The sequence below is a fragment of the Chitinimonas sp. genome (assembly GCF_036568685.1).
Classification (GTDB): Bacteria; Pseudomonadota; Gammaproteobacteria; order Burkholderiales; family Chitinimonadaceae; genus Chitinimonas.
In genome coordinates, this window is the sequence record NZ_DATCSC010000029.1 from 59,633 (window position 1) to 79,331 (window position 19,699).

Consider the following 19,699-nt stretch of genomic DNA (forward strand, 5'->3'; position numbering starts at 1 on the left):
TAAGCCCAGCAAAGCTGGGCCTGAACTGACAACCGATGGTCCGACACGCTTTCGCGTCTATCTATCCCACTCCCCGCCCTCGCCTCTGGCGAGGGAGCCTCGCTGACGTTCGTCAGTGGCCTCGATGACCTTAGTCCGTGCTCCCGTAGGGCGGGTCTTTCTTCAGATGCCCGTTAGCGCCCGGTTTTACTGGGCGGTGAGCCGCACTCCGCCATGCTGCGCTGGCTGAGCAACTTCCCCCTCAGTGCTTAAGCGCGTAGCCGAACAGGGCGGCGCCTTCTGGGGTGAGCTTGCCGTCGAGGGCGAGGTTGGGGAAGTCGCGACGGGCGCGCAGGATAAGGGCGCTGGCGATGCCCTGGCGGCGGCGTTCCGGCATGACGTAGATGCGTTCAACCAGAGGGCTGCGCTGGCCCTTGCAGGGCAGGCGCACGTCCAGGCCAGCAAGGCCAAAGGCAGCGTGTTCCGGGTCGAGGACCTGCAATCCGCAGCCCGGGGTCTGTAATACGCAAGCCAGGCCAAAGACATAGCGGCGGAAGCCCTCATTCTCCAGCACCAGGATATCGTCCTCCCAAGCTATAAGACGTTCCTCGCCATACCAGGGCTTGGCGGCAGACGAACCGGGGGCGGCCAGCAAGGGATAGAGCCTGGCCGGGTCGGCAGTGACAAAGCTGTGGATACGTTTGCCCACGATGGGTAAATGCATGAGCGACTGACTACGCATTGCTGCTTCCTCATCCTGATGTACGGGGACATGGACGTGTCGCCGACACCTGTTCGTAATATGTCATAAGCATATAGACAAAACCGGAAAGGCAGGCAAGCGCGTATGTCTGAAGCAGCCCGCTATAAAAAAGTTTTACATTTGGACACATCCCGCCGCGCAAACTCACGCCGCAGCGCCACGACGCCCGAGCTTTCCTATAGTGAAAGGAGCTAGGGCTGACCAAGCTGCCCTAGGTCCGGCATATCAAGGGGTGGATCATGCTAAAAGCCTTCCGCAACGCGCGCATCTCGCTGCAGGTCCTGATCGTCTGCGCACTGGTCTGCACCATCATCTTCAGCGCCATCACGGTCTACGTAGCCACCCAGACCCGCGCCGTTGCAGTCGCCGACGCCAAGCAGAACCTGGGCAACACCATCAACGTGCTCAACGGCCTGCTGGATGTGGCCTACGGTGCAGCCAAGCGCCGGGGCGAGCGCGAGATCAGCATCTTCAGCGAGGCCATAGGCGGCCGCCTCTACGCCAGCGGCGAGACGGCCCAGGTCGGTGGCGTCACGGTACCGGTACTGCGGACCGACAAGCAGGTCATGACCGGCCAGCTTGGCCCCCTGGAAGCCTTCAAAAAGGCCAGCGGCGGCCTGGAAGGCGCCGTAGTGCAGCGAGTGGACGGCAAGTTCGTGCGTACCGCCACCCTGCTCAAGAAAGACGACAAGCCCATGCTGGGGACCGTGGTCAAGGACGACGACCCGGTCGCTGCCGCCATCCTGGCAGGCAAGCCCTACCTCGACATCGTGGTACGCAACGGCAAATACAGCGTCAGCCGGGCCGAGCCCATCAAGGACGACAGCGGCCAGCTTCTGGGCTACTACTCGGTACGGGTACCGCTGAGCGGCGACATCGAGGCGGTCAACCAGATCCTGGCCGACGTGCGCATCGGCCATACCGGCTCGGTATTCGCCATGGCCGAAGAGGAGGGCGATGCACTCGGTCGCCTCATGGTGGCCAAGCAGGACCTCGGCAAGACCATCAAGGAGCTGGCCGACCCCGCCATGCAGGAGGTCGCCCGCGAGCTGATGCGCAACAAGAGCGGCAACTACCACTACCAGGCCAGCCGCGACGGCGGTATGGCCGAGCGCTTCGTGGTCTATGCCTACAACCCGAACTGGAAGTGGCATATCGGCGCCGGCAGCTACCTCGATGAGTTCATCCAGGGTGCGCTGGACCTGCGCAACAAGCTTATCGTCCTCAGTATGGTCTCCGGTCTCGCCACCGTCGCCCTGCTCTACATCACCATCTCCTCCCAGCTCAAGCCGCTGCGCTCGGTACAGGCGGGCCTCGCCGCCATTGGCCAAGGCCGCTTCAGCACCCGGGTGCCCGAGGGTGACCGCCATTCACGCAACGAGATGGACGGCCTCGCCCTGGAGATCAACGGCATGGCTGGCAAGCTCTCCGAGCTGGTGCAGGGCGTCACCGACGCCTCGCACCGGGTCAGCGAATCGGCCAGCCTGCTCAAGACCCAGACCAGCGATATTGCCAACGCCAGCCTGGACCAAAGCCAGTCGGCGGCCGAGATGGCGGCAGCGGTGGAACAGCTATCGCAAAGTATCGCCGAGGTTGCCGCCCACACCCAATCGGCCCAGGAGTTGGCCGAGTCGGTACGCCGCGCCGCCAGCGACGGACGGGGCCGCATTGCCGCCAGCGTGCAGGAAATGAGCGAGGTGTCGGCCGCAGTGGACGCCAGCGCCCAGGCCGTGGTCGCACTAGGTGAGCATTCCAAGGAGATCACCGGCATTGTCAGCACCATCAAGGACATCGCCGAACAGACCAATCTGCTTGCGCTCAATGCCGCCATTGAGGCCGCCCGGGCCGGCGAGCAGGGCCGGGGTTTCGCCGTTGTTGCCGACGAGGTCCGCAAGCTCGCTGAGCGTACCAGCCTCTCCACCGGCGAAATCACCCAGATGGTCGCCTCCATCCAGGCCGAAACACTCAACGCCGCAGAGCGCATGCAGGTGGTCAACCAGATGACCCAGCACGGCGTGAAGACAGTCGAAGCCGCCGGCGACACTTTGGCCGCCATCGCCAGCCAGACCGGCAAGGTGGTCGACATCGTCGCCGACATCGCCGACGCTACCCGCGAACAGACCACTGCCAGCCATGCGGTAGCACAAACGGTGGAACGCATCGCCAATATGGCCGAGCGCAATGCCCACGCCTGCGCCGACGAGGACGAGACCGCCAACCGCCTGGCCGGCGTTGCCGTGGAACTCGACGGACAGCTCAGTTCCCTATCTGCATAGGATGGCGAAGCATGCACAGGGTGTAGCGGTGAAGGCGGGTACAATGCCGCCTTCCGCCGCTTACACGGGTTAATCGTGCAGTCGAACCGACAACTCTACCTCCGCCTGCTCAGCCACTTCCGCCCCTACACCGGTGCCCTGGTCCTGACCCTGCTTGCCGTCGCCATCGGCGCGGTCAACGACGTGGTCCTGGTGGCGCAGCTGCAGACGGTGATCGACGCCATGCAGCCGCCCGGCGCCGCCACGGCCGGCAAGGGCCTCTCCAGCGGCCTACTGAGTTCGGTCAAAGACATGCTGCAGTGGATACGGCCACTCAATCCACATGAATCGGCACTGTGGGCCATCCCGGTCATCATCTTCTGCCTCGCCAGCGTGCGCATGATGGCCACCTTCGCCGGTGAATACGGCGCCGCCTGGCTCAGCAGCCGGGTGCAGACCGACCTGCGCGAAAAGATGTTCGAGCGCATCCTGCAACTGCCCAACCGTTACTTCGATCACAGCGCCACTGGCGTCATACTGTCTCGCGTCGCCTACGACGCCAGCCAGGTCTCTCAGGCCGGTCTCAACGTCTTCAACGTACTGGTGCGCGACAGCGTGCAGACCCTGGGCTACCTCGTCACCCTGTTCCTGATCGATTGGCAGCTGGCCATCTTCTGCCTGGGCCTCCTGCCGCTGGTTGCCATCATCGTCACCTTCGCCGGCCGGCGCATGCGCAAGCTCAGCCACAGCGGCCAACTGGCCATGGGCGAGCTGAGCCGTGTACTGGACGAAAGCATAGGCGGCCAGAAAGTGGTCAAGATCTTCGGTGGCCAAAGCTATGAGAAACAGCGCTTCAATACCGTGGCCAAGCTCAACCGCCACCTGGCGGTCAAGCAGTCCGCTACCTCGGCGCTCAATTCCGGCATCACCCTGCTGCTGGTCGGCCTGACCCTGGCGGCGGTGATCTACTTCGCGCTGACCCGCGCCCAGTCTGGCGCGCTGTCGGCCGGTGCGTTCGTCACCTTTATGGGCGCGCTCATGACCATGCAGGCGCCGATCAAGAACCTCACCAAGATCAACGAACCATTGCAACGCGGCCTGGCTGCCGCCGAGTCGGTGTTCGGCCTGATGGACGAAGCCGCCGAACCGGACCAGGGGCAGCGCAGCCTGACGCGCGCCCAGGGCCAACTCAGCTTCGAGTCCGTTGGTTTCCGCTACGACCAAGCTGATCGCGACAGCAAGCCGGCGCTGGACAAGGTCAGCCTGACCATCGCTCCGGGCGAGACCGTGGCCCTGGTGGGCAGCTCAGGCAGTGGCAAGAGCACGCTGGCCGGCCTCTTGCCGCGCTTCTACGAGCTGACCGAGGGGCGCATCCTGCTGGACGGCGTGGACCTGCGTGAATACCGGCTCGAGGAATTGCGCCGCCAGATCGCCCTGGTCAGCCAGGACGTGGTGCTGTTCAACGACACGGTACAAGCCAATATCGCCTACGGTGACCCGCAGCCCGATCCTGCCAAGGTGCGCGCGGCCGCCGAGGCGGCTTACGCACATGGCTTTATCGAAGCCTTGCCCGAGGGCTACCTGACCCAGGTCGGCGAGAACGGTGCCCGGCTCTCCGGCGGCCAGCGCCAACGCCTGGCCATCGCCCGTGCACTGTACAAGGACGCCCCGCTCCTGATCCTGGATGAAGCCACCAGCGCGCTCGACACCGAGTCGGAACGGCAGGTGCAAGCGGCACTGGAGGTCTTGATGCAGGGCCGCACCACCTTGGTCATCGCCCACCGCCTCAGCACCATCGAGCACGCCGACCGTATCGTGGCCATGCAGGCCGGCCGCATCGCCGAAATGGGCAGCCACGCTGAACTCCTGGCGCGCGACGGCATCTATGCCAACCTCTACCGGCAACAACGGAGCGAAGCGGGTTGATCCCGCCAGCGCCCTTGGCACCATGACACTATCGATCAACTGGCGCAGCGGGCTCTACAGCCTGCTGCTGTTCGCCTACCCAGCCCTGCTACCCCTCTCCTTTACAGCCGCGGACCAGCCCCTGCTTCTGCTCTCGGTGCTGGGTCTCTATGGCCTGCTCACCCAGCGGCCAAAGCCCTCCCTCAGCACCATCGAGCGCAACGCCCTGGCTGGACTGGGCCTGTTGGCACTGGCCGGTCTCGCCTCGCTGCTCCACGCAGGCGCCAGCAGCCGGCAAATGGTGCCCTACCTCTGCCCCTTGCTGGCACTCTTGTTCTTCCCCCTGGCCCGCAGCAACCGGCTACGCAGCGCCGTCGCCTGGTGGGCACTGGTCGTCGGCCTCCTGATGTCGGCCGGCTACGCGACCTGGCAGGTCGCCATACTGCATATGCCGCGCGCTGTCGGCCATCACTTCCCCAACACCTACGGTGCGCTGGCCCTGCTGATGCTGGCCCCCTTGCTCGGTGCCTGGCCCATCTTGGGGCGCCAGGGCGCCAGCCGGCTGGGGCTGGCTATCGGCATTGCCAGCGGCCTCACGACCATCGTGTTGTCCGGTTCACGCGGTGTCTGGCTGGTCGCGATCGCGCTCGGGGTGTGGCGCTTTTCCGGGCACTCCTACCGCCGCCGCTTGCTGGTCCTTACCCTGGCTGCACTAGTCCTGCTGGCCACCTTGACCATACCTGAGCTGGCCGCCCGCTGGCAGGCCGCCCAGCAAGACCTGCAGCTCTACGGCCAAGGCAACGCCGACAGCTCGATCGGCCTGCGCTTCGTCATGTGGCGCGCAGCCTGGGAAGCTTGGCTGGCGCACCCGCTCCTGGGCCTGGGCCTGGACGGCTTTGCGCCCTGGCTGGCAGCCATGGCCCAGCGTGGCGATGGCCCGCAGACCTTGCTGCAGCATGGCCATGCGCATAACGACCTGCTGAACGCCCTGGCCACCGGTGGCTTGCTAGGCTTGCTCGGCCTGCTGGCCGCTCTCTACCTGCCCTGGCGGGCCTTTCGCCAACGCGCCAGCCTCGGTGGCGTACAGCAGCAGGCGGCGGCACGCGCCGGCCAGCTACTGGTCCTGGGCATCGCCCTGCTGGGCTTGAGCGACACCATGTTCGTGCACCGCTTCCTGCTCACCTGGTATGCCGTGTCCGTAGTCCTACTGCTGGCCTGGTCCGGCCAGCCCGAACAGGACTGAAGCGGTCGCATGCCAAGTTCTGGTCGACATAGCGCCACTTCGCTACACTGCCCTGCTAACCAACCTCCGTATCCGCAATGAGCCACGATCCGCACTCTGTCGGCCTGGTACATGCCCAATGCGCCGAATTCGACGAACCGCTGCAACTGCAGGGCGGCGCCGTCATTCCGCACTACCAGCTGATGTACGAGACCTATGGCACGCTCAATGCCGAGCGCTCCAATGCCATCTTGATCTGCCACGCACTGAGCGGTAACCACCACGTGGCCGGCCGCTATACCGAGGAAGACAAATACCCCGGCTGGTGGGACACCATGGTCGGCCCCGGGAAGCCCATCGATACCAACCGCTTCTTTGTGGTCGGGGTCAACAACCTGGGCGGCTGCCATGGCTCCACCGGCCCCTCCAGCATCGACCCCGCCACCGGCCAGCCCTGGGGCTCGCGCTTCCCGGTGGTGGTGGTCAACGACTGGGTGCACGCCCAGGCCCGCCTGGCCGACCGGCTGGGTATCGAGCGCTGGGCCGCCGTCATCGGCGGCAGCCTCGGCGGCATGCAGGCCCTGCGCTGGACAGTCACCTTCCCGCAGCGGGTGCGGCACTGCCTGACCATCGCCTCGGCGCCTAAGCTCACGGCCCAGAACATCGCCTTCAACGACGTGGCCCGCACCGCCATCCTGGCCGACCCGGACTTCCACGGCGGCGACTACTACCAGCACGGCGTCTCGCCCAAGCGCGGCCTCAAGCTGGCGCGCATGCTGGGCCACATTACCTACCTCTCGGATGAAGGCCTGGGCGGCAAATTCGGTCGCAATCTCAAGGCCGAGGGCTACCAGTTCGGCTACGGCACCGAATTCGAGATCGAAAGCTATCTGCGCTATCAGGGTGACCGCTTCGCCGATGTATTCGATGCCAACACCTATCTTCTGATGACCAAGGCACTGGACTACTTCGATCCGGCCCGCCACTTCGGCGGCAGCCTGCCGGCAGCACTGGCCGCCTCGCCGGCCCAATATCTGGTCGTCAGCTTCACCAGCGATTGGCGCTTCTCGCCGGAACGCTCCAAGGAGACGGTCAAAGGTCTCCTGGATGCCAAGAAGCCGGTCACCTACGCCGAGATCGAATCGGTCCACGGCCACGATGCCTTCCTGATGACGGATGAACCCTATATGCGGCTGATGGACGCCTACCTGAAGCGCGTCGCCGACGAGGTGGGCGCATGAATGCCGTGAGCTTGCGTCCCGACCTGGCCCGCATCGCGGGCTGGATCGCCCCCGAGACCCGGGTGCTAGACCTGGGCTGCGGCGATGGCGAACTGCTGGCCCATCTACGCGACCAGAAGCAGGTCAGCGGCTATGGCGTAGAGATCGATATGGATGGCGTAATCGGCTGCGTCGCGCGCGGCGTCAACGTCATCCAGCGCGACCTGGAGTCCGGCCTCGCCGGCTTCGACGCCCATAGCTTCGACTACGTGGTGCTATCGCTGACCATCCAGTCCATGAAGCGGGTCGAGGCCATCATCGACGAGATGTTGCGGGTCGGCCGCACCGGCATCGTCACCTTCCCCAACTTCGGTTACTGGGAAAACCGCTGGCAGCTGGCGCTGGGCGGCATGCCGGTGTCCGAGACCATACCCTACCAGTGGTACAACACCCCCAATATCCATCTCTGCACGCTACGTGACTTCGAGGCCCTGCTGGCGCAGCATGGTGCACGTATCACCAGCCAGATCGTCATGCACCAGGGCCGCCGTATCACCTTTATGCCCAATCTGCTGGGCAGCCTGGCCCTGGTCCGCTTCGAGAAGCACGAAACCGCAGGCGTCTGAGCAGCAAGGAGGTCCCTGCCATGTATCGACTATTTGCCAGCAAGGGCTGCGGCTCCGCCGCCATCGAAGCCGCACTGACGCTGTGCGGCGTTAACTACGAACTGGTCGAGGCCACCCCCTGGGAGCGCAGCCCTGGCCTGGACGAACTGCGGCGGCTCAACCCGCTGGCCCAGGTCCCTACCCTGCAGCTGCCCGACGGGACGGTGCTGACCGAGAGCGTGGCCATCCTGCTCTGGCTGGCCGAGCAGTATCCCGCCGCCGCGCTCCTGCCCGATAACCCCTCGCTGCGCGCCAGCACACTGCGCTGGCTGGTCTACGTGGCCGTGAACAACTATGCCGCCATCGGCATTGGCGACTTTCCCGAGCGCTGGACCACCGGCGAGGCCGAACAAGCCACCCTCAAGGCCTATGCCCGCTCCCGGCTGGAGGACTATTGGCGCACGCTGGAACAGCAGTTTGCCAATGAGCGCCTGCCACTTGCCCCTACCGGCGCACTCGCCCTGCTGCTCTACACCATGCGCCACTGGCGGCCGGGCAAGGACTGGCTGGACCAGCACTGCCCGCGCCTGATGGCCGGACTGCAACCCACTGCCGATGTGCCGCAACTCGCAGCCATCTGGACTCGCAACTTCAAGACATGACATCACTGGCAACACGTATTCCCGCCCTGATCGACGCCATCGCCGAACAGGGCTGGGTGGTATTGGACGACTTCCTCTCACCGGCCGCCATCGATGCGTTACGCGATGAGGCCGCCAGCCGGCTCGGTGCCGGCCAGTTCCATCGCGCCGGCGTCGGCCGCTCTGAAGGCCACGCGGTACGCGATACGGTACGTGGTGACAGCGTACGCTGGCTAGACGCCGGTGCCCCCAGCCCGGCCGAGCTGCCATATTGGGAAGCCATCACCCAATTGCAGGAAGCGCTAAACCGCGAACTGTTCCTGGGTATACGGGAAGGCGAATTCCACTACGCCCATTACCCGGTCGGCAGCTTCTACAAGCGCCATATCGACCGCTTCCGCGATGACGACGCCCGAACCGTCTCGGTGGTGCTCTATCTCAATCAGGACTGGGTGGTCGGCAACGGCGGCGAACTGCGCATCTGGACCAATCCGGACCAGCCAGCGCACTATGTCGACATTTCACCGCAAGGCGGGCGACTGGTACTGTTTCTGTCCGAGCGCTTCTGGCACGAAGTGCTGCCAGCCCAACAGCCACGCTGGTCACTCACGGGCTGGATGCGTCGCTGACCCTCCGGCCCTGACCAACACTATCCGAACTGGACCATGACAAGAGGAATCGATGTATCCCGTTCTATCGCCACGTCTGCGTACAGCGCCTGTCGGCGTATGGGCTATCGGGCTGATCCTGCTGATCCAGATGGCAGCCGTGTTGTGGATAGGCCTGCCGGGACAACTTAGCTTCGATTCCATCATCCAGTTGTATGAAGGCCGGATGTTGAAGGTCATCTCCTTCAACCCGCCCTTGATGTCCCTGCTGCTCGGCCTGTTCGATCGGCTCGGCAGCGGCCCGGTCGGCTTTGTGCTGCTGTCTTCCACCATGCTGCTGGCAGCAAGCGGGCTGGCCCTGGCCCATGCACAGCGCCTATCCTGGTGGCGCTGGCTGCTCTCCGCCATCATCCTGCTCAATCCGGTGATCCTGCTCTACACAGGTATCGTCTGGAAAGACGTACTGCTTGCCCACGCCATCGTCCTGGCCTACTTCCTGGTAGATCATCTCCATCGCCGAGAGCAGCCTGTTGGGCCGCTGGGCATCAGCCTTACCTTGCTCCTGCTGGCCGTCATCATTGGCGCCCGGCAGCAAGGCATACTCTTTGCCATCCCGCTGGCGATCTGGCTGGCCCTGTCGGCCCGTCGATCTACCGCACTGAGCCTGCTGCTGGCGGCAATGTTTGTGGCCCTGCCCTATGAGGCCAACCAGCTCATGCAAAGACTCACCCATACGGCAGCGCAAACCGAGGAGCCCTCAGCCAATCAGACCGGCCTGCAGGTCTTGATGCGCTACGATCTAGTCGGCATCGCCGCCCACGGCGGCAAGCTGGATCCAGGCCTGCCAGGGCCGGTGATCGCCGAGCTGTCTACGGTGGTACCGCGCTACAGCCCCTACCGGGTCGATACCATAGGGAACGACAGTCCCGGCTACTTTCATCTGCCTCTGAACAGCATCCGGACCTATTGGTGGCAAACCGTCAGCACCTACCCCAAGGCCTACCTGCTGCATCGCCTCGATACCTTCCGCATCTTGCTGGGCTGGGGCGATGTCGGCCAATGCGTACCCCTGCACTACGGGACCTACGGCCCGGTGTACGCCTACGGGGTCAATGGGGACCTGCTCCCCAAGCTGGGGTTAGTTGCAGGGCCGGGCCCGCTGATCATCCAGATCAGCCATTTCCTGGACTACGCGGTGGCGTCGCCCTTGTTCATGCATGGTTTCTATGCGCTGGTCCTGCTCATCACGGCGGTCGTGCTCTACCGGCGCCACAGCTGGGTTCTGCTGACCCTTTCACTCTGTTCCCTGGCCTACCTTGGCAGCTATGCCCTGATCGGTATCGCCTGCGACTTCCGCTATGGCTATACGCTGATCGTCGTCACCTCCCTGGTCACGGCGAGAGTCCTGCTCACTCATCGGCAGCAGCCATGATGCCTATGCCGACCAAAACCGGTTTCCTTGCCCAGTTGCGTCGCTTTCTGCTGGCCGGCGGCTTGGTGGCGGCGATCGACACCGGCTGCTTTATGCTGCTGGTCCAGCTGGGCATGCCGGTGATCGCCGGCAACGCGCTCGGCATGCTGCTGGGCTTTATGCTGGGTCTGTACCTGCACCATCGCTACACCTTCCAGGTCGAGGGCCTGCCTACCTGGCCCATTGCGCTACGCTATCTGACTGCATTCGGGTTCAACCTTGGGCTCGGTACACTGACCATGCAACTGCTCACCCAGTTGGCCCTGCCGCCCTTGCCCGCCAAACTGCTGACCATGGGTGTGGTAACGCTCAGCAATTTCCTGCTGGGTAGATATATCGTGTTCAAATCTATTCATCGCCCACATCTATCCAAATATGACTAAAGTACCGCGCCGCGTTTGCGCCATCGTCCCCGCTTATAAAGTCACGAACCACATCGTCGAGGTGGTCAAGGAACTGATCGACAAAGTCGACCACGTCTTCGTCGTAGACGATGCCTGCCCACAACAGTCCGGCGCCTTGCTGCAGCCGCACTTCCCAGCGGGTCACCCGAGCGTGACAGTGCTCCGCCTTCCCGAGAATCAAGGCGTAGGTGGCGCGGTCATGGCGGGTTATCGACTTGCTGCAGAGCGGGGCTACGAAGTACTGGTCAAGGTGGATGGCGACGGCCAGATGGACCCGGCCTATATCCCTGCCCTGGTCGAACCCATCCTTTCCGGCGATGCGGACTACACCAAGGGCAATCGCTTCTTCGACCCGGTAACGCTGGCCAGCATGCCGCTGGCGCGCCTGATCGGCAACGCTGGTCTATCCTTCCTGAGCAAGCTGTCCACCGGTCACTGGCATGTCATGGACCCCACCAACGGCTACACTGCCATCCACGCCAGCGTGCTGCCCTGGGTGCATCTGGAAAGAGTGGAAAAGCGCTACTTCTTCGAGACCGACCTGTTATTCCGCCTCGGCATCGTGAATGCCATCGTACTGGACATCCCCATGCCGGCTCGTTACGGCGATGAGGTCAGCAATCTGCATATCGGCCAGGCTTTGTTTGATTTTGCCGGCAAGCACCTGGTCCGTACCGTCAAGCGCATCTTCTATAGCTACTTCCTGCGAGGCTTCAGCCTGGCATCGGTCTTCCTGCTGACCGCACTGCCCTTGCTGGCCTTTGCCCTGCTATTTGGTGCCTATGAATGGCACCGCAGTATCGCCACCGGCATCCCAGCAACAGCTGGCTCCATCATGCTGGCTGCGCTGCCAGGCCTGGTTGGTATCCAGTTGGTCCTGTCCTTCTTCAGCCTGGACATGGCCAACGCGCCCAGCAAGCCACTGTGGGTACTGCTCGCCGGCCGCAAACGGCGCGCCTGGCCTGACCGTCTCGATAGCCCGGCCAGCGTCGCATCCACCCAAGCGGGTTAGTCGACAATCCCCAAGAGACGCGCCATCGGTCGGAACAGCCGCTTCACCGCCGGGCGGCGGCTCACCCATTGGCGCAGGGCCAATGCGGTACGCTGCTTCCAGGTGGGCCGCCCCCAGACCGCGGTTGGCGCCAGGGTCAGCTCGGTCCAGGCGATATCGGCTGGCACGTCCGGGAAGGCCTCGACATTGGCAGCCAGGATCCCCTCAAGCTGTACCGCTGTCGGTACCCCGCCGGTTCGTGCCGCTGCGGTGGCCTCCAGCCAGGCATGGCCATACTGTTGGTCGGGTTCCAGATGGCAGCCCTCGCCCCATTCGTTCCAGGCGTTGATGAATACCAGCGGCTGAGGCAGGCGCGGGTTGGCCTTGGCCTCCTCGATCAGCTTGGCCAGCCAGGCCCGGTATGACAAAGGGTGGCTGCCGTAATAGCAGGTGCCGGTCCATTGCTTGCGGGCGGTATTGTCCCAGCTTGGCATAGCACAACGAAAGCGCGGGTACTGGGCTTCAGCGCGCTCCAGGGCAAAGCGAGCCGCATCGCCGTAACGGATGATCCGGCCTCGATGCGCGGGCTGCAGGGCGCTTACACTCCCCGCCACGTCGTGGGTCATGATGCCGTGTGGCGGAAACTCCACGGCGGCATCAAATCCGTAACCGGTCGGGTCCTCCAGGCCAAAACTCTGTACCGCGCACAGATAGGGGTTGCCCAAACCCAGGCGCTCACAGGTCTCACGCCAGCGTCGTACCATCCCGGCCGGATCCGGCAGGATGTCCACCCGGTAGACCAGCAGCATGGGTCGACCATCGATGCGGATATAGCGGCTGTCGGCAAAATAGCGTGCCACATCCTCCATCATCGCGACGTCGTCCTCGGGCGAGTGCTGCTGGGCAATCAGCACATCATGCTCGGCACCATTCCAGCGACGGGTCCAGTTCTCATTGGCCCAGCACAGACAGAACGGGATATCCGGCGCGCCACCGGCCAGCATCGCCTCCAGCGGCTGCTCCAAGAGGCGCTTTCCGCCAAACCAGTAATAGTGGTAGCAAAAGCCGTCTATGCCGTACTGCTTGGCCAGCTCGGCCTGGGCCTGCCGCGCCGCATCCAGACGCAGGTCGTAAAAGCCCAGGTCGGCGGGCAGGTGAGGCTGGTAGTGACCGTCGAAGTTGGGCTTGGCCCGCGCCACATTGGTCCACTCGGTAAAGCCCTTGCCCCACCATTCATCGTTCTCGGGGATGGGATGGTATTGCGGCAGATAGAACGCCAGCAGCCCTACAGATTTCATCGGTGTATCAACTCCGGCCGGCGGTCAGGCGGTGCAGGCGGTATACCACGCGCATGATGATCTCGAGCAACCAGACGGCCACGCGGCGTTGCCATGGCCGCCACTGTGGGCGCGTTGCCAGGTTGGTGTTGAGGGTCGCGTGCGTCTCATAGAGGCATTCCCGCACCGAACGACGTGGCGCGGCAAGGGGGGCCGACTCGACCTTCTGCTCGGTCTCCGCCTCCAGCGGTGGCTCCGCCAAGCTGGCCTGCCTGGTCGCCTCTACCACCTGCCAGGACGCTTCCACAGCAACACTGCCATGCTTGGGCCGCCACCCCTCCAACAACGCCGTCATCAGAGACTGAGGGGCCGTGCCTTGGCGTGCAGCCCGGGTAGCCTCCAGCCAGGCATGGCCATACTGCTGGTCAGGCTCCAGATGGCAACCTTCGGCCCATTCATTCCAGGCATTGATGAATACAAACGGCTGCGGCAAGCGGGGATTGTTGCGGGCCTGCTCGATCGCGCCGGCCAGCCAGGCACGATAGATCAAGGGGTGGCTGTCCAGATAGCAGCGGCCATTGGTACGACGGCGCGCGGTATTGTCCCAGCTTGGCATGACCGCGCCGAAACGTGGGTAAGCCGGCACCTCGGCCGACCAACTCGACGCCTTGACCGTATCGGCATACCGGAAATTATGCCCGCCGAATCCCGGCACTACGCCAGACAAGGTCGTCGTCATGTCCCGCGGGAAGGGGCCGTGCGGCGGAAATTCGACCGCCGCATCAAAACCGTAGACTGTCGGGTCGGTGATGCCAAAGCTCTGTACCGCGCATAGGTAGGGGTTGCCCAAACCCAGGCGCTCACAGGTCTCACGCCAGCGTCGTACCATCCCGGCCGGGTCCGGCAGGATGTCCACCCGGTAGACCAGCAGCATGGGCCGACCATCGATGCGGATATAGCGGCTGTCGGCAAAATACCGCGCCACATCCTCCATCATCGCCACGTCGTCCTCGGGCGAGTGCTGCTGCGCCATGAGTATCTCGCTCTCGCCGCCGTCCCAGCGACGGGTCCAGTTCTCATTGGCCCAGCACAGACAGAACGGGATATCCGGCGCGCCACCGGCCAGCATCGCCTCCAGCGGCTGCTCCAAGAGGCGCTTGCCGCCAAACCAGTAGTAGTGGTAGCAAAAGCCGTCTATGCCGTACTGCTTGGCCAGCTCGGCCTGGGCTTGCCGTGCCGCATCCATCCGCAGGTCGTAAAAGCCCAGGTCGGCCGGCAGGTGAGGCTGGTAGTGGCCATCGAAGTTGGGCTTGGCCCGCGTCACATTGGTCCACTCGGTAAAACCCTTGCCCCACCACTCGTCGTTCTCGGGGATGGGATGGTATTGCGGCAGATAGAACGCCAGCAGCCCTACAGATTTCATTGGTGTATCAACTCCGGCCAGCAGCCATACGCTGCAGGCGATAAACAATTCGTATCAGGATGGCCGACAGCTTGGCTATCAAGCGGCCTCGCAAATGGTTTGGCCGCGGTAAGGCCGCCTGTTTGCATTGCGCGGCATCCAGCTCGCCCATCTGTGCTTCAAGCGGCGCGGTCTCGGCCAAGGTTGGCAACCACCGGCTTCCCGGCTGGAAGCCCGCATGCATCGCCCGCGAGGGCAGCAAGGGCAGATAAGCCGCGACCATCTCAGCGCGAGTACTACCGCGGTAAGCCCGCAAATGCCCGGCCACACGGGTAAGCGCGCTACGCTCTGCCAGCAACTGCTCCAGGCGCGCAGACATCGCCTCCACCGTCGGTTCGGCCAGAAAGCCATTCTCCCCATCGACGATGCGGTCGACAAAGCTGCCCAACCGCGGCGCCAGCGCCGGTATGCCTGCGTGCATCAATTCGGACAAGGTATAGCTGAACGTCTCCGGTACGACGCTCAGCAGCAGGCCGAGGTCAGGACGATACTCGGCCAGCAGGGCTGGCAAGGCCGTACGCTCATAGCTCGGCACCAGGATGACATTGGGCAGGCCGTCGTACTCCCTCCCGCCGTAACCGCACCCCAGCAGAACAACTTCGGCAGCGGTGCATATCCTGGGAAGCAGCTCATCCAGCAAGGCCTTTCCCTTGGCCTCGTACAGGCGGCCGAGGATGACGATACGCGGTAAAGATCCCGCCGGACGCGTCACCGCCACCGCGCCTGCAGGCAGCCAGTCCATACCATGCGGAATGACCGTGATGCCATGCTCAGCGATGGCCGGCTGCAATTGCCGATAATAGCGGGCGACGGATTCGGACGGCGCCAGCAGCCGTATCGGCTTGGCCGCGATAAGCCGCAGATACGCCTGCCGTATCGCGGACCAGGTTGCACCCGATACATGTGAGAACAGGCTGCTCGCCGGGTTGTTGCTTAGGCAATCCTTCAGGCGGGCATCATCGCAACGCTGGCATATGCCCTGGTAGCGGATATAGAACGCCGGGCAGAACGGATAGTACTCATGGCAGACATGCAGCGTCGGCAACGGCGTATCCAGTACGTCCAGCGCATGCCCGATCAATGACGATACCAGGATCCCGTCCACCATGAACACGCGGCAAAGCATCGCCAGGGCGGCCCGGTATTCAGGGTGATGAATGGCCGTGGCGCGGATCGGCGCATTGAAGTGCCAGCGATAGAGGGGTTCCTCTCGCCCAGGCATGCGCACCGCGATTTCGCTGAAGATCCCGGTCGCATGCCCACCGACAGGTGCCAGCAGCAAATGAACATGCTGCGTATCGGCTTCGCAGAAATCCTCTACCCATACCTGCTGGCCGCCACCCCAGCCATGCATGACGTGCAACAGTACAGGCCGGCCGTCATACCAGGCCGGCCAGATGGCGGCAGGGTCTTGCAGGCCAGGTTCGGTCGAGGCGGGCAACTTGGGCATCAGGGCAGGCGCTATATCGCCAGACCAACCCAGCCGCAGGTCCTCCGCCAGGCCCATGCTGTAGCCGGCCGTAGACAGCCGTCTTGCAAACTCGCTGCGCACCGTATCGGCAAGCCAGCGCACCGGCAAGGCCAAGTCGGGCAACAATGCGGGACGTAGCAAGGCGCAAGGGGCCACCTGCTCACAAGCCAACACACGGCCTCGCCCGCAGGCCAGGGCCGTGCGATCCATATCTTGCCAATCGCTCAATGGCGCAACACCGGCCGACACCGCGACGCAATGCGGGGCTGCATCCGCAGCAGCCTGCAAGCGGGCATCCCAGCCGGCTGGCAAATCGACACCGGCGCATAGCGCAACCCAATACTCACTCGCGACCGCGGCGTCTACCTGTGCCGGATCAAAGCGAGTGCAATGCCAGGCAGGGCCTTCGGCCAGGTAAGGCTGCAACCAGGGGCTATCCTGCTCCGCCGCTTCCATATGCACGACGACCGGCCACGCCAAGGCGCTGCGGTCGCGCAGAGCAGCCAGAGTCAGCAGTGCCGCGCCAGGGTCCGCAGCAGAGCAGAATAGATGGACCGTATTCATTTCAGGTCAAGCGCAGCCGTCTCGCCACCGAGGCAATGACGTTGGCCAGACGCCAGCTGCGCGAACCGTGGATATTGGCCAAGGCCGCACGGTAGTATGCGAGCTCCTGCTCCATCTGGGAGGCCCCGTTACCCGCGGCGGGTGCCAGCCCCAAACGGGTTTGCTCGGCCTGATACCAATGCCAGTAGCTCTTGTTGCTGTCTTCACAGCTATAGGGGTCTGGAAACGCCTTCATCAGGTCCGGTCGCGAGCGATACAGGACGCGATGCGCCTGACGTATCGGCTCACCGTTGCCAAAATTGGCGTAGGCACTTGCCCGTTTGCCCAAGCGCGATTGGCCCTGGCGCTCACAGGCACCGATATACCATTCGCGCATCTGCCAGAGCGTCCTGTTCTCCGGCGCATAGCTGGTCAAGGCCGTGGCCTGGGCACCACTATCGAAACCGGAGAAATGGTATAGACGCAAGGTCTGGCCATTGACGGTCAGTCCATCCTCAAGGCTACCTCCCACCTCACGGTGGGTCAGATTCCAGGTCGCGATGTTGTAGGCCGGATCACGTACCACTTCCAAATCATCAAAGAAGCAGGGCGCGAGATCCACCCAGCGTTGATCCGTAAACAGGCCACCAGGGATATCGTCGTAGCAGTAGTCCAGCAAACGCGCTGCCCACCAATCGGCAAACTTGCGACCGCCTTCGGTGTTGGCCAAGGCCAAAAAGCCCAGGTTGAACACGCCATGCTTCAGGGCACAGATCTCATTGTCCACGATGGCCCGGTTGTCTTCCTCGGGCTCGACCAGGTGGGGGGTCAGGAGGACGCTGTGCTGGTCCAGGCGGTCAATCAGCGGCGTCAGCGGGGCAAAAACCACCATGTCCGGATCGAGGTAGAACACCTTGCTGGTGTTCCGACGAGCCAGAAAGTACTTGAAGGCCGGGCCCTTGACGGCGGTGCAGAGCTCGACCACCGAGTGCATGAATGCCCAGCGGGGGAATTCGGCAATGCCCAATGCTTCAGCAGACACCAGTTCATCGAAAGGTTCTGCGTCGAGCGCAAAGTCCTCCGGCGGCGTGTCGGACAGCAAGAGCGCGAAATGGCTATCGGGATGGTGCCGCTTGACCGACTCCGCCAGCACGCGAGCCTTGGGGAGATAGTTGGCGGTGATACTCGTAAAGAAAATCGTTTGGCCGGTTTGCATGGTCTATTTGCTACAGGGAAATCTGAATGGGGGGCCGGCCGCATCGCGGGCCCACGAATAAGGAAAGTACGTGAAGCACCTTTGGCAATTCAATACTGAGCGTATACCCGGCGGGTACACAGGATAATCGGCACTAACTAACCGACAGCTGAACATGGCGCCGGGGCCGGCCAGAAAATCGCGCGTGGCTACAGCTTGATACGGCTCAGACGCAGCTGGGTGCCAAGGCGCCATAGTTTACTCCCCTTCACTGCCGCCAGCATCCCGTTGGCATGCGCCAAAGCCCCGGTCTGCACTGCCAGGTCGGCCTTCAATTGCTGGGTTTCTGCCTCCAGAGCCTGGCGGCGCTGCTCCAGCTGCAGGAGCGCCTGCTCAGCCTCAAGCCGGTAGGCTTGCAACTGAGCGACCTCATAACGCACCGCGCCCAGCTCCAGACCTTGCCGCGCATGCTCGTCCCGCAGCTTACCCAGCGCATCACCCAGCCAGGTGGCATCCGGCGAGTAGGGCCAGTCCATGGAGGCTTCCAATACCCCGCCCTTGCTCAGCGCATCGGTTGGCAGGCCCGCCATGTCGATGGCAAACCAGGGGTCGTCTCCCAGCAAGGCGAGCTGGATCGAGGGGTCCTGCCAGCCCGCCGGCGCTGCCATGATCTGGGTCGCCCCTTTGAAGTCCTGCACGCGAGGGGTGTATTGCCAAATGACGCGCTGTTTGGCATCACGCAATTGCAAAGAAAACAAACGCAGAAAGCCCGGCCTGTCAGCTGGGTCAAAGCGGAGCTCAGCCAGGGGCTGATCCATGGGGGGCAAGGGGAAACGTAGCAGCAGCGACGCATCGCCAATCGTACCGAAGGCGGTAGCGCTGTTCATTTCGGTAAACTGGGCCGTCGCCGTCGTGCGCCAGAACAACTGGGCGGCAAACTGCGGTGCCGGGGCGACGAAGCGTGCCGCCATTTCTGCCTCGGCCGCCACACCACCTGGTTTGGCGCGCAGCACAAACTGGTAGGCATGGGCATCGGCCAGGCTGTGCAGATACCGGCTGACCGCCAGCGGCAGGCGCTCGAGCTGGTGCTGTGCAAATTCCGATGCCGGCAGCGGCCGGGCAACCGAGCGCCAGGCCGTCACCGTCAGACCGGCTGCGCCTAGCATGGCCAACAGGGATTGCCGGGTAAAAAACCGCAAATGGGTCCGGTCCAGCAAGCCTTCGTTGGCATAGTCGAAGCGCCCGGCCATCAGCCCGCCGAGTATGCCCACATAGCTGACATTGGGAATGGAGACGATCAATTCGCCATCGTCGCTCAGCAAGCTCAGCAATGTTGGCAGCAGACTCTCAGGCTCAGGCAGGTGCTCTAGTACATCGGCACAGACGATATAGCGGTAACGCCGTTCGCCCAGCGCGCCCTGCCACTGTGTCTTGGTCAGGTCCAGTACAAACATCTGCCGGTAGGCGTCACCGGCACGCTCTGCCTCTTCGGGGTTGTAGGTAATCCCGTCGATCTCCGGCCTGCCTCGGTCCTGGAAGTACCTTCCCAGTGCTCCGCTGCCCGTTCCTACGTCCAGTATGGGGCCGTCGGCTTCTACCAGGCTCACGACATGACTTAGCGAGTCCTCGGCGTCCATCCTGACGTCGCGCTCATAAACATGGGTGGTAGGAGGTGTCATCATGTCTT

General features: G+C 63.5%; 16 protein-coding genes. 10 read left to right on the top strand and 6 right to left on the bottom strand.

Annotated features, from left to right (window positions below):
• Positions 1-241: 241 nt before the first annotated feature.
• A complete protein-coding gene (locus VIM95_RS04745; protein ID WP_331983537.1) occupies positions 242-703 on the bottom strand; it encodes a hypothetical protein in 462 nt (153 codons plus the stop codon).
• Between the two features lie 278 nt (positions 704-981).
• Here VIM95_RS04745 and VIM95_RS04750 point away from each other — a divergent pair, with 278 nt between their 5' ends.
• The 10 genes from VIM95_RS04750 (at position 982) to VIM95_RS04795 (ending at position 12,085) form a co-directional block, all read left to right on the top strand.
• Positions 982-3,018, top strand: coding sequence for a methyl-accepting chemotaxis protein (locus VIM95_RS04750; protein WP_331983539.1), 2,037 nt, complete (start codon positions 982-984; stop codon positions 3,016-3,018).
• A gap of 75 nt (positions 3,019-3,093) precedes the next feature.
• Positions 3,094-4,923: a lipid A export permease/ATP-binding protein MsbA gene (gene msbA / locus VIM95_RS04755; RefSeq protein WP_331983541.1), complete on the top strand. Its 1,830-nt coding sequence runs from the start codon at positions 3,094-3,096 to the stop codon at positions 4,921-4,923.
• A gap of 22 nt (positions 4,924-4,945) precedes the next feature.
• Entirely contained in the window at positions 4,946-6,145 is a 1,200-nt protein-coding gene (locus tag VIM95_RS04760; RefSeq protein ID WP_331983543.1) for an O-antigen ligase family protein, read from the top strand.
• 77 nt (positions 6,146-6,222) lie between these two features.
• Positions 6,223-7,365, top strand: coding sequence for a homoserine O-succinyltransferase MetX (gene metX, locus VIM95_RS04765; RefSeq protein ID WP_331983545.1), 1,143 nt, complete (start codon positions 6,223-6,225; stop codon positions 7,363-7,365).
• Entirely contained in the window at positions 7,362-7,970 is a 609-nt protein-coding gene (gene metW / locus VIM95_RS04770; protein ID WP_331983547.1) for a methionine biosynthesis protein MetW, read from the top strand. Before metX ends, metW begins: the two co-directional genes overlap by 4 nt.
• Before the next feature lie 20 nt (positions 7,971-7,990).
• Positions 7,991-8,611: a glutathione S-transferase gene (locus tag VIM95_RS04775; RefSeq protein WP_331983549.1), complete on the top strand. Its 621-nt coding sequence runs from the start codon at positions 7,991-7,993 to the stop codon at positions 8,609-8,611.
• Positions 8,608-9,219 (top strand): 2OG-Fe(II) oxygenase, encoded by a 612-nt coding sequence (locus VIM95_RS04780; RefSeq protein WP_331983551.1) that lies wholly within the window; start codon positions 8,608-8,610, stop codon positions 9,217-9,219. Before VIM95_RS04775 ends, VIM95_RS04780 begins: the two co-directional genes overlap by 4 nt.
• A gap of 52 nt (positions 9,220-9,271) precedes the next feature.
• A complete protein-coding gene (locus VIM95_RS04785) occupies positions 9,272-10,630 on the top strand; it encodes a hypothetical protein (protein WP_331983553.1) in 1,359 nt (452 codons plus the stop codon).
• Between the two features lie 5 nt (positions 10,631-10,635).
• Positions 10,636-11,052, top strand: a complete 417-nt coding sequence (locus VIM95_RS04790; RefSeq protein ID WP_331983555.1) for a GtrA family protein — start codon at positions 10,636-10,638, stop codon at positions 11,050-11,052.
• On the top strand, positions 11,045-12,085 hold the full coding sequence (locus tag VIM95_RS04795; RefSeq protein ID WP_331983557.1) for a glycosyltransferase family 2 protein: 1,041 nt from the start codon (positions 11,045-11,047) through the stop codon (positions 12,083-12,085). Before VIM95_RS04790 ends, VIM95_RS04795 begins: the two co-directional genes overlap by 8 nt.
• Here VIM95_RS04795 and VIM95_RS04800 read toward each other — a convergent pair.
• The 5 genes from VIM95_RS04800 to VIM95_RS04820 form a co-directional block, all read right to left on the bottom strand.
• On the bottom strand, positions 12,082-13,362 hold the full coding sequence (locus tag VIM95_RS04800) for a glycoside hydrolase family 99-like domain-containing protein (protein WP_331983559.1): 1,281 nt from the start codon (positions 13,360-13,362) through the stop codon (positions 12,082-12,084). The genes VIM95_RS04795 and VIM95_RS04800 overlap by 4 nt on opposite strands.
• A 7-nt stretch (positions 13,363-13,369) precedes the next feature.
• Positions 13,370-14,764, bottom strand: coding sequence for a glycoside hydrolase family 99-like domain-containing protein (locus VIM95_RS04805; RefSeq protein ID WP_331983562.1), 1,395 nt, complete (start codon positions 14,762-14,764; stop codon positions 13,370-13,372).
• Between the two features lie 7 nt (positions 14,765-14,771).
• Positions 14,772-16,157, bottom strand: coding sequence for a glycosyltransferase family 4 protein (locus VIM95_RS04810; RefSeq protein ID WP_331983564.1), 1,386 nt, complete (start codon positions 16,155-16,157; stop codon positions 14,772-14,774).
• A 682-nt stretch (positions 16,158-16,839) separates the two neighbouring features.
• Positions 16,840-18,033, bottom strand: coding sequence for a hypothetical protein (locus tag VIM95_RS04815; protein ID WP_331983566.1), 1,194 nt, complete (start codon positions 18,031-18,033; stop codon positions 16,840-16,842).
• Between the two features lie 188 nt (positions 18,034-18,221).
• Complete coding sequence (locus VIM95_RS04820) at positions 18,222-19,694, bottom strand: class I SAM-dependent methyltransferase (protein ID WP_331983568.1); 1,473 nt, start codon at positions 19,692-19,694, stop codon at positions 18,222-18,224.
• Between the last annotated feature and the right edge of the window lie 5 nt (positions 19,695-19,699).

Bases quoted from the DNA above. Each gene is read 5' to 3' on its own strand.
- VIM95_RS04745 (WP_331983537.1), bottom strand. From the start codon at position 703: ATGCATTTACCCATCGTGGGCAAACGTATCCACAGCTTTGTCACTGCC.
- VIM95_RS04750 (WP_331983539.1), top strand. From the start codon at position 982: ATGCTAAAAGCCTTCCGCAACGCGCGCATCTCGCTGCAGGTCCTGATC.
- VIM95_RS04760 (WP_331983543.1), top strand. From the start codon at position 4,946: ATGACACTATCGATCAACTGGCGCAGCGGGCTCTACAGCCTGCTGCTG.
- metX (WP_331983545.1), top strand. From the start codon at position 6,223: ATGAGCCACGATCCGCACTCTGTCGGCCTGGTACATGCCCAATGCGCC.
- metW (WP_331983547.1), top strand. From the start codon at position 7,362: ATGAATGCCGTGAGCTTGCGTCCCGACCTGGCCCGCATCGCGGGCTGG.
- VIM95_RS04775 (WP_331983549.1), top strand. From the start codon at position 7,991: ATGTATCGACTATTTGCCAGCAAGGGCTGCGGCTCCGCCGCCATCGAA.
- VIM95_RS04780 (WP_331983551.1), top strand. From the start codon at position 8,608: ATGACATCACTGGCAACACGTATTCCCGCCCTGATCGACGCCATCGCC.
- VIM95_RS04785 (WP_331983553.1), top strand. From the start codon at position 9,272: ATGTATCCCGTTCTATCGCCACGTCTGCGTACAGCGCCTGTCGGCGTA.
- VIM95_RS04790 (WP_331983555.1), top strand. From the start codon at position 10,636: ATGCCGACCAAAACCGGTTTCCTTGCCCAGTTGCGTCGCTTTCTGCTG.
- VIM95_RS04795 (WP_331983557.1), top strand. From the start codon at position 11,045: ATGACTAAAGTACCGCGCCGCGTTTGCGCCATCGTCCCCGCTTATAAA.
- VIM95_RS04800 (WP_331983559.1), bottom strand. From the start codon at position 13,362: ATGAAATCTGTAGGGCTGCTGGCGTTCTATCTGCCGCAATACCATCCC.
- VIM95_RS04805 (WP_331983562.1), bottom strand. From the start codon at position 14,764: ATGAAATCTGTAGGGCTGCTGGCGTTCTATCTGCCGCAATACCATCCC.
- VIM95_RS04810 (WP_331983564.1), bottom strand. From the start codon at position 16,157: ATGCATGGCTGGGGTGGCGGCCAGCAGGTATGGGTAGAGGATTTCTGC.
- VIM95_RS04815 (WP_331983566.1), bottom strand. From the start codon at position 18,033: ATGCAAACCGGCCAAACGATTTTCTTTACGAGTATCACCGCCAACTAT.
- VIM95_RS04820 (WP_331983568.1), bottom strand. From the start codon at position 19,694: ATGATGACACCTCCTACCACCCATGTTTATGAGCGCGACGTCAGGATG.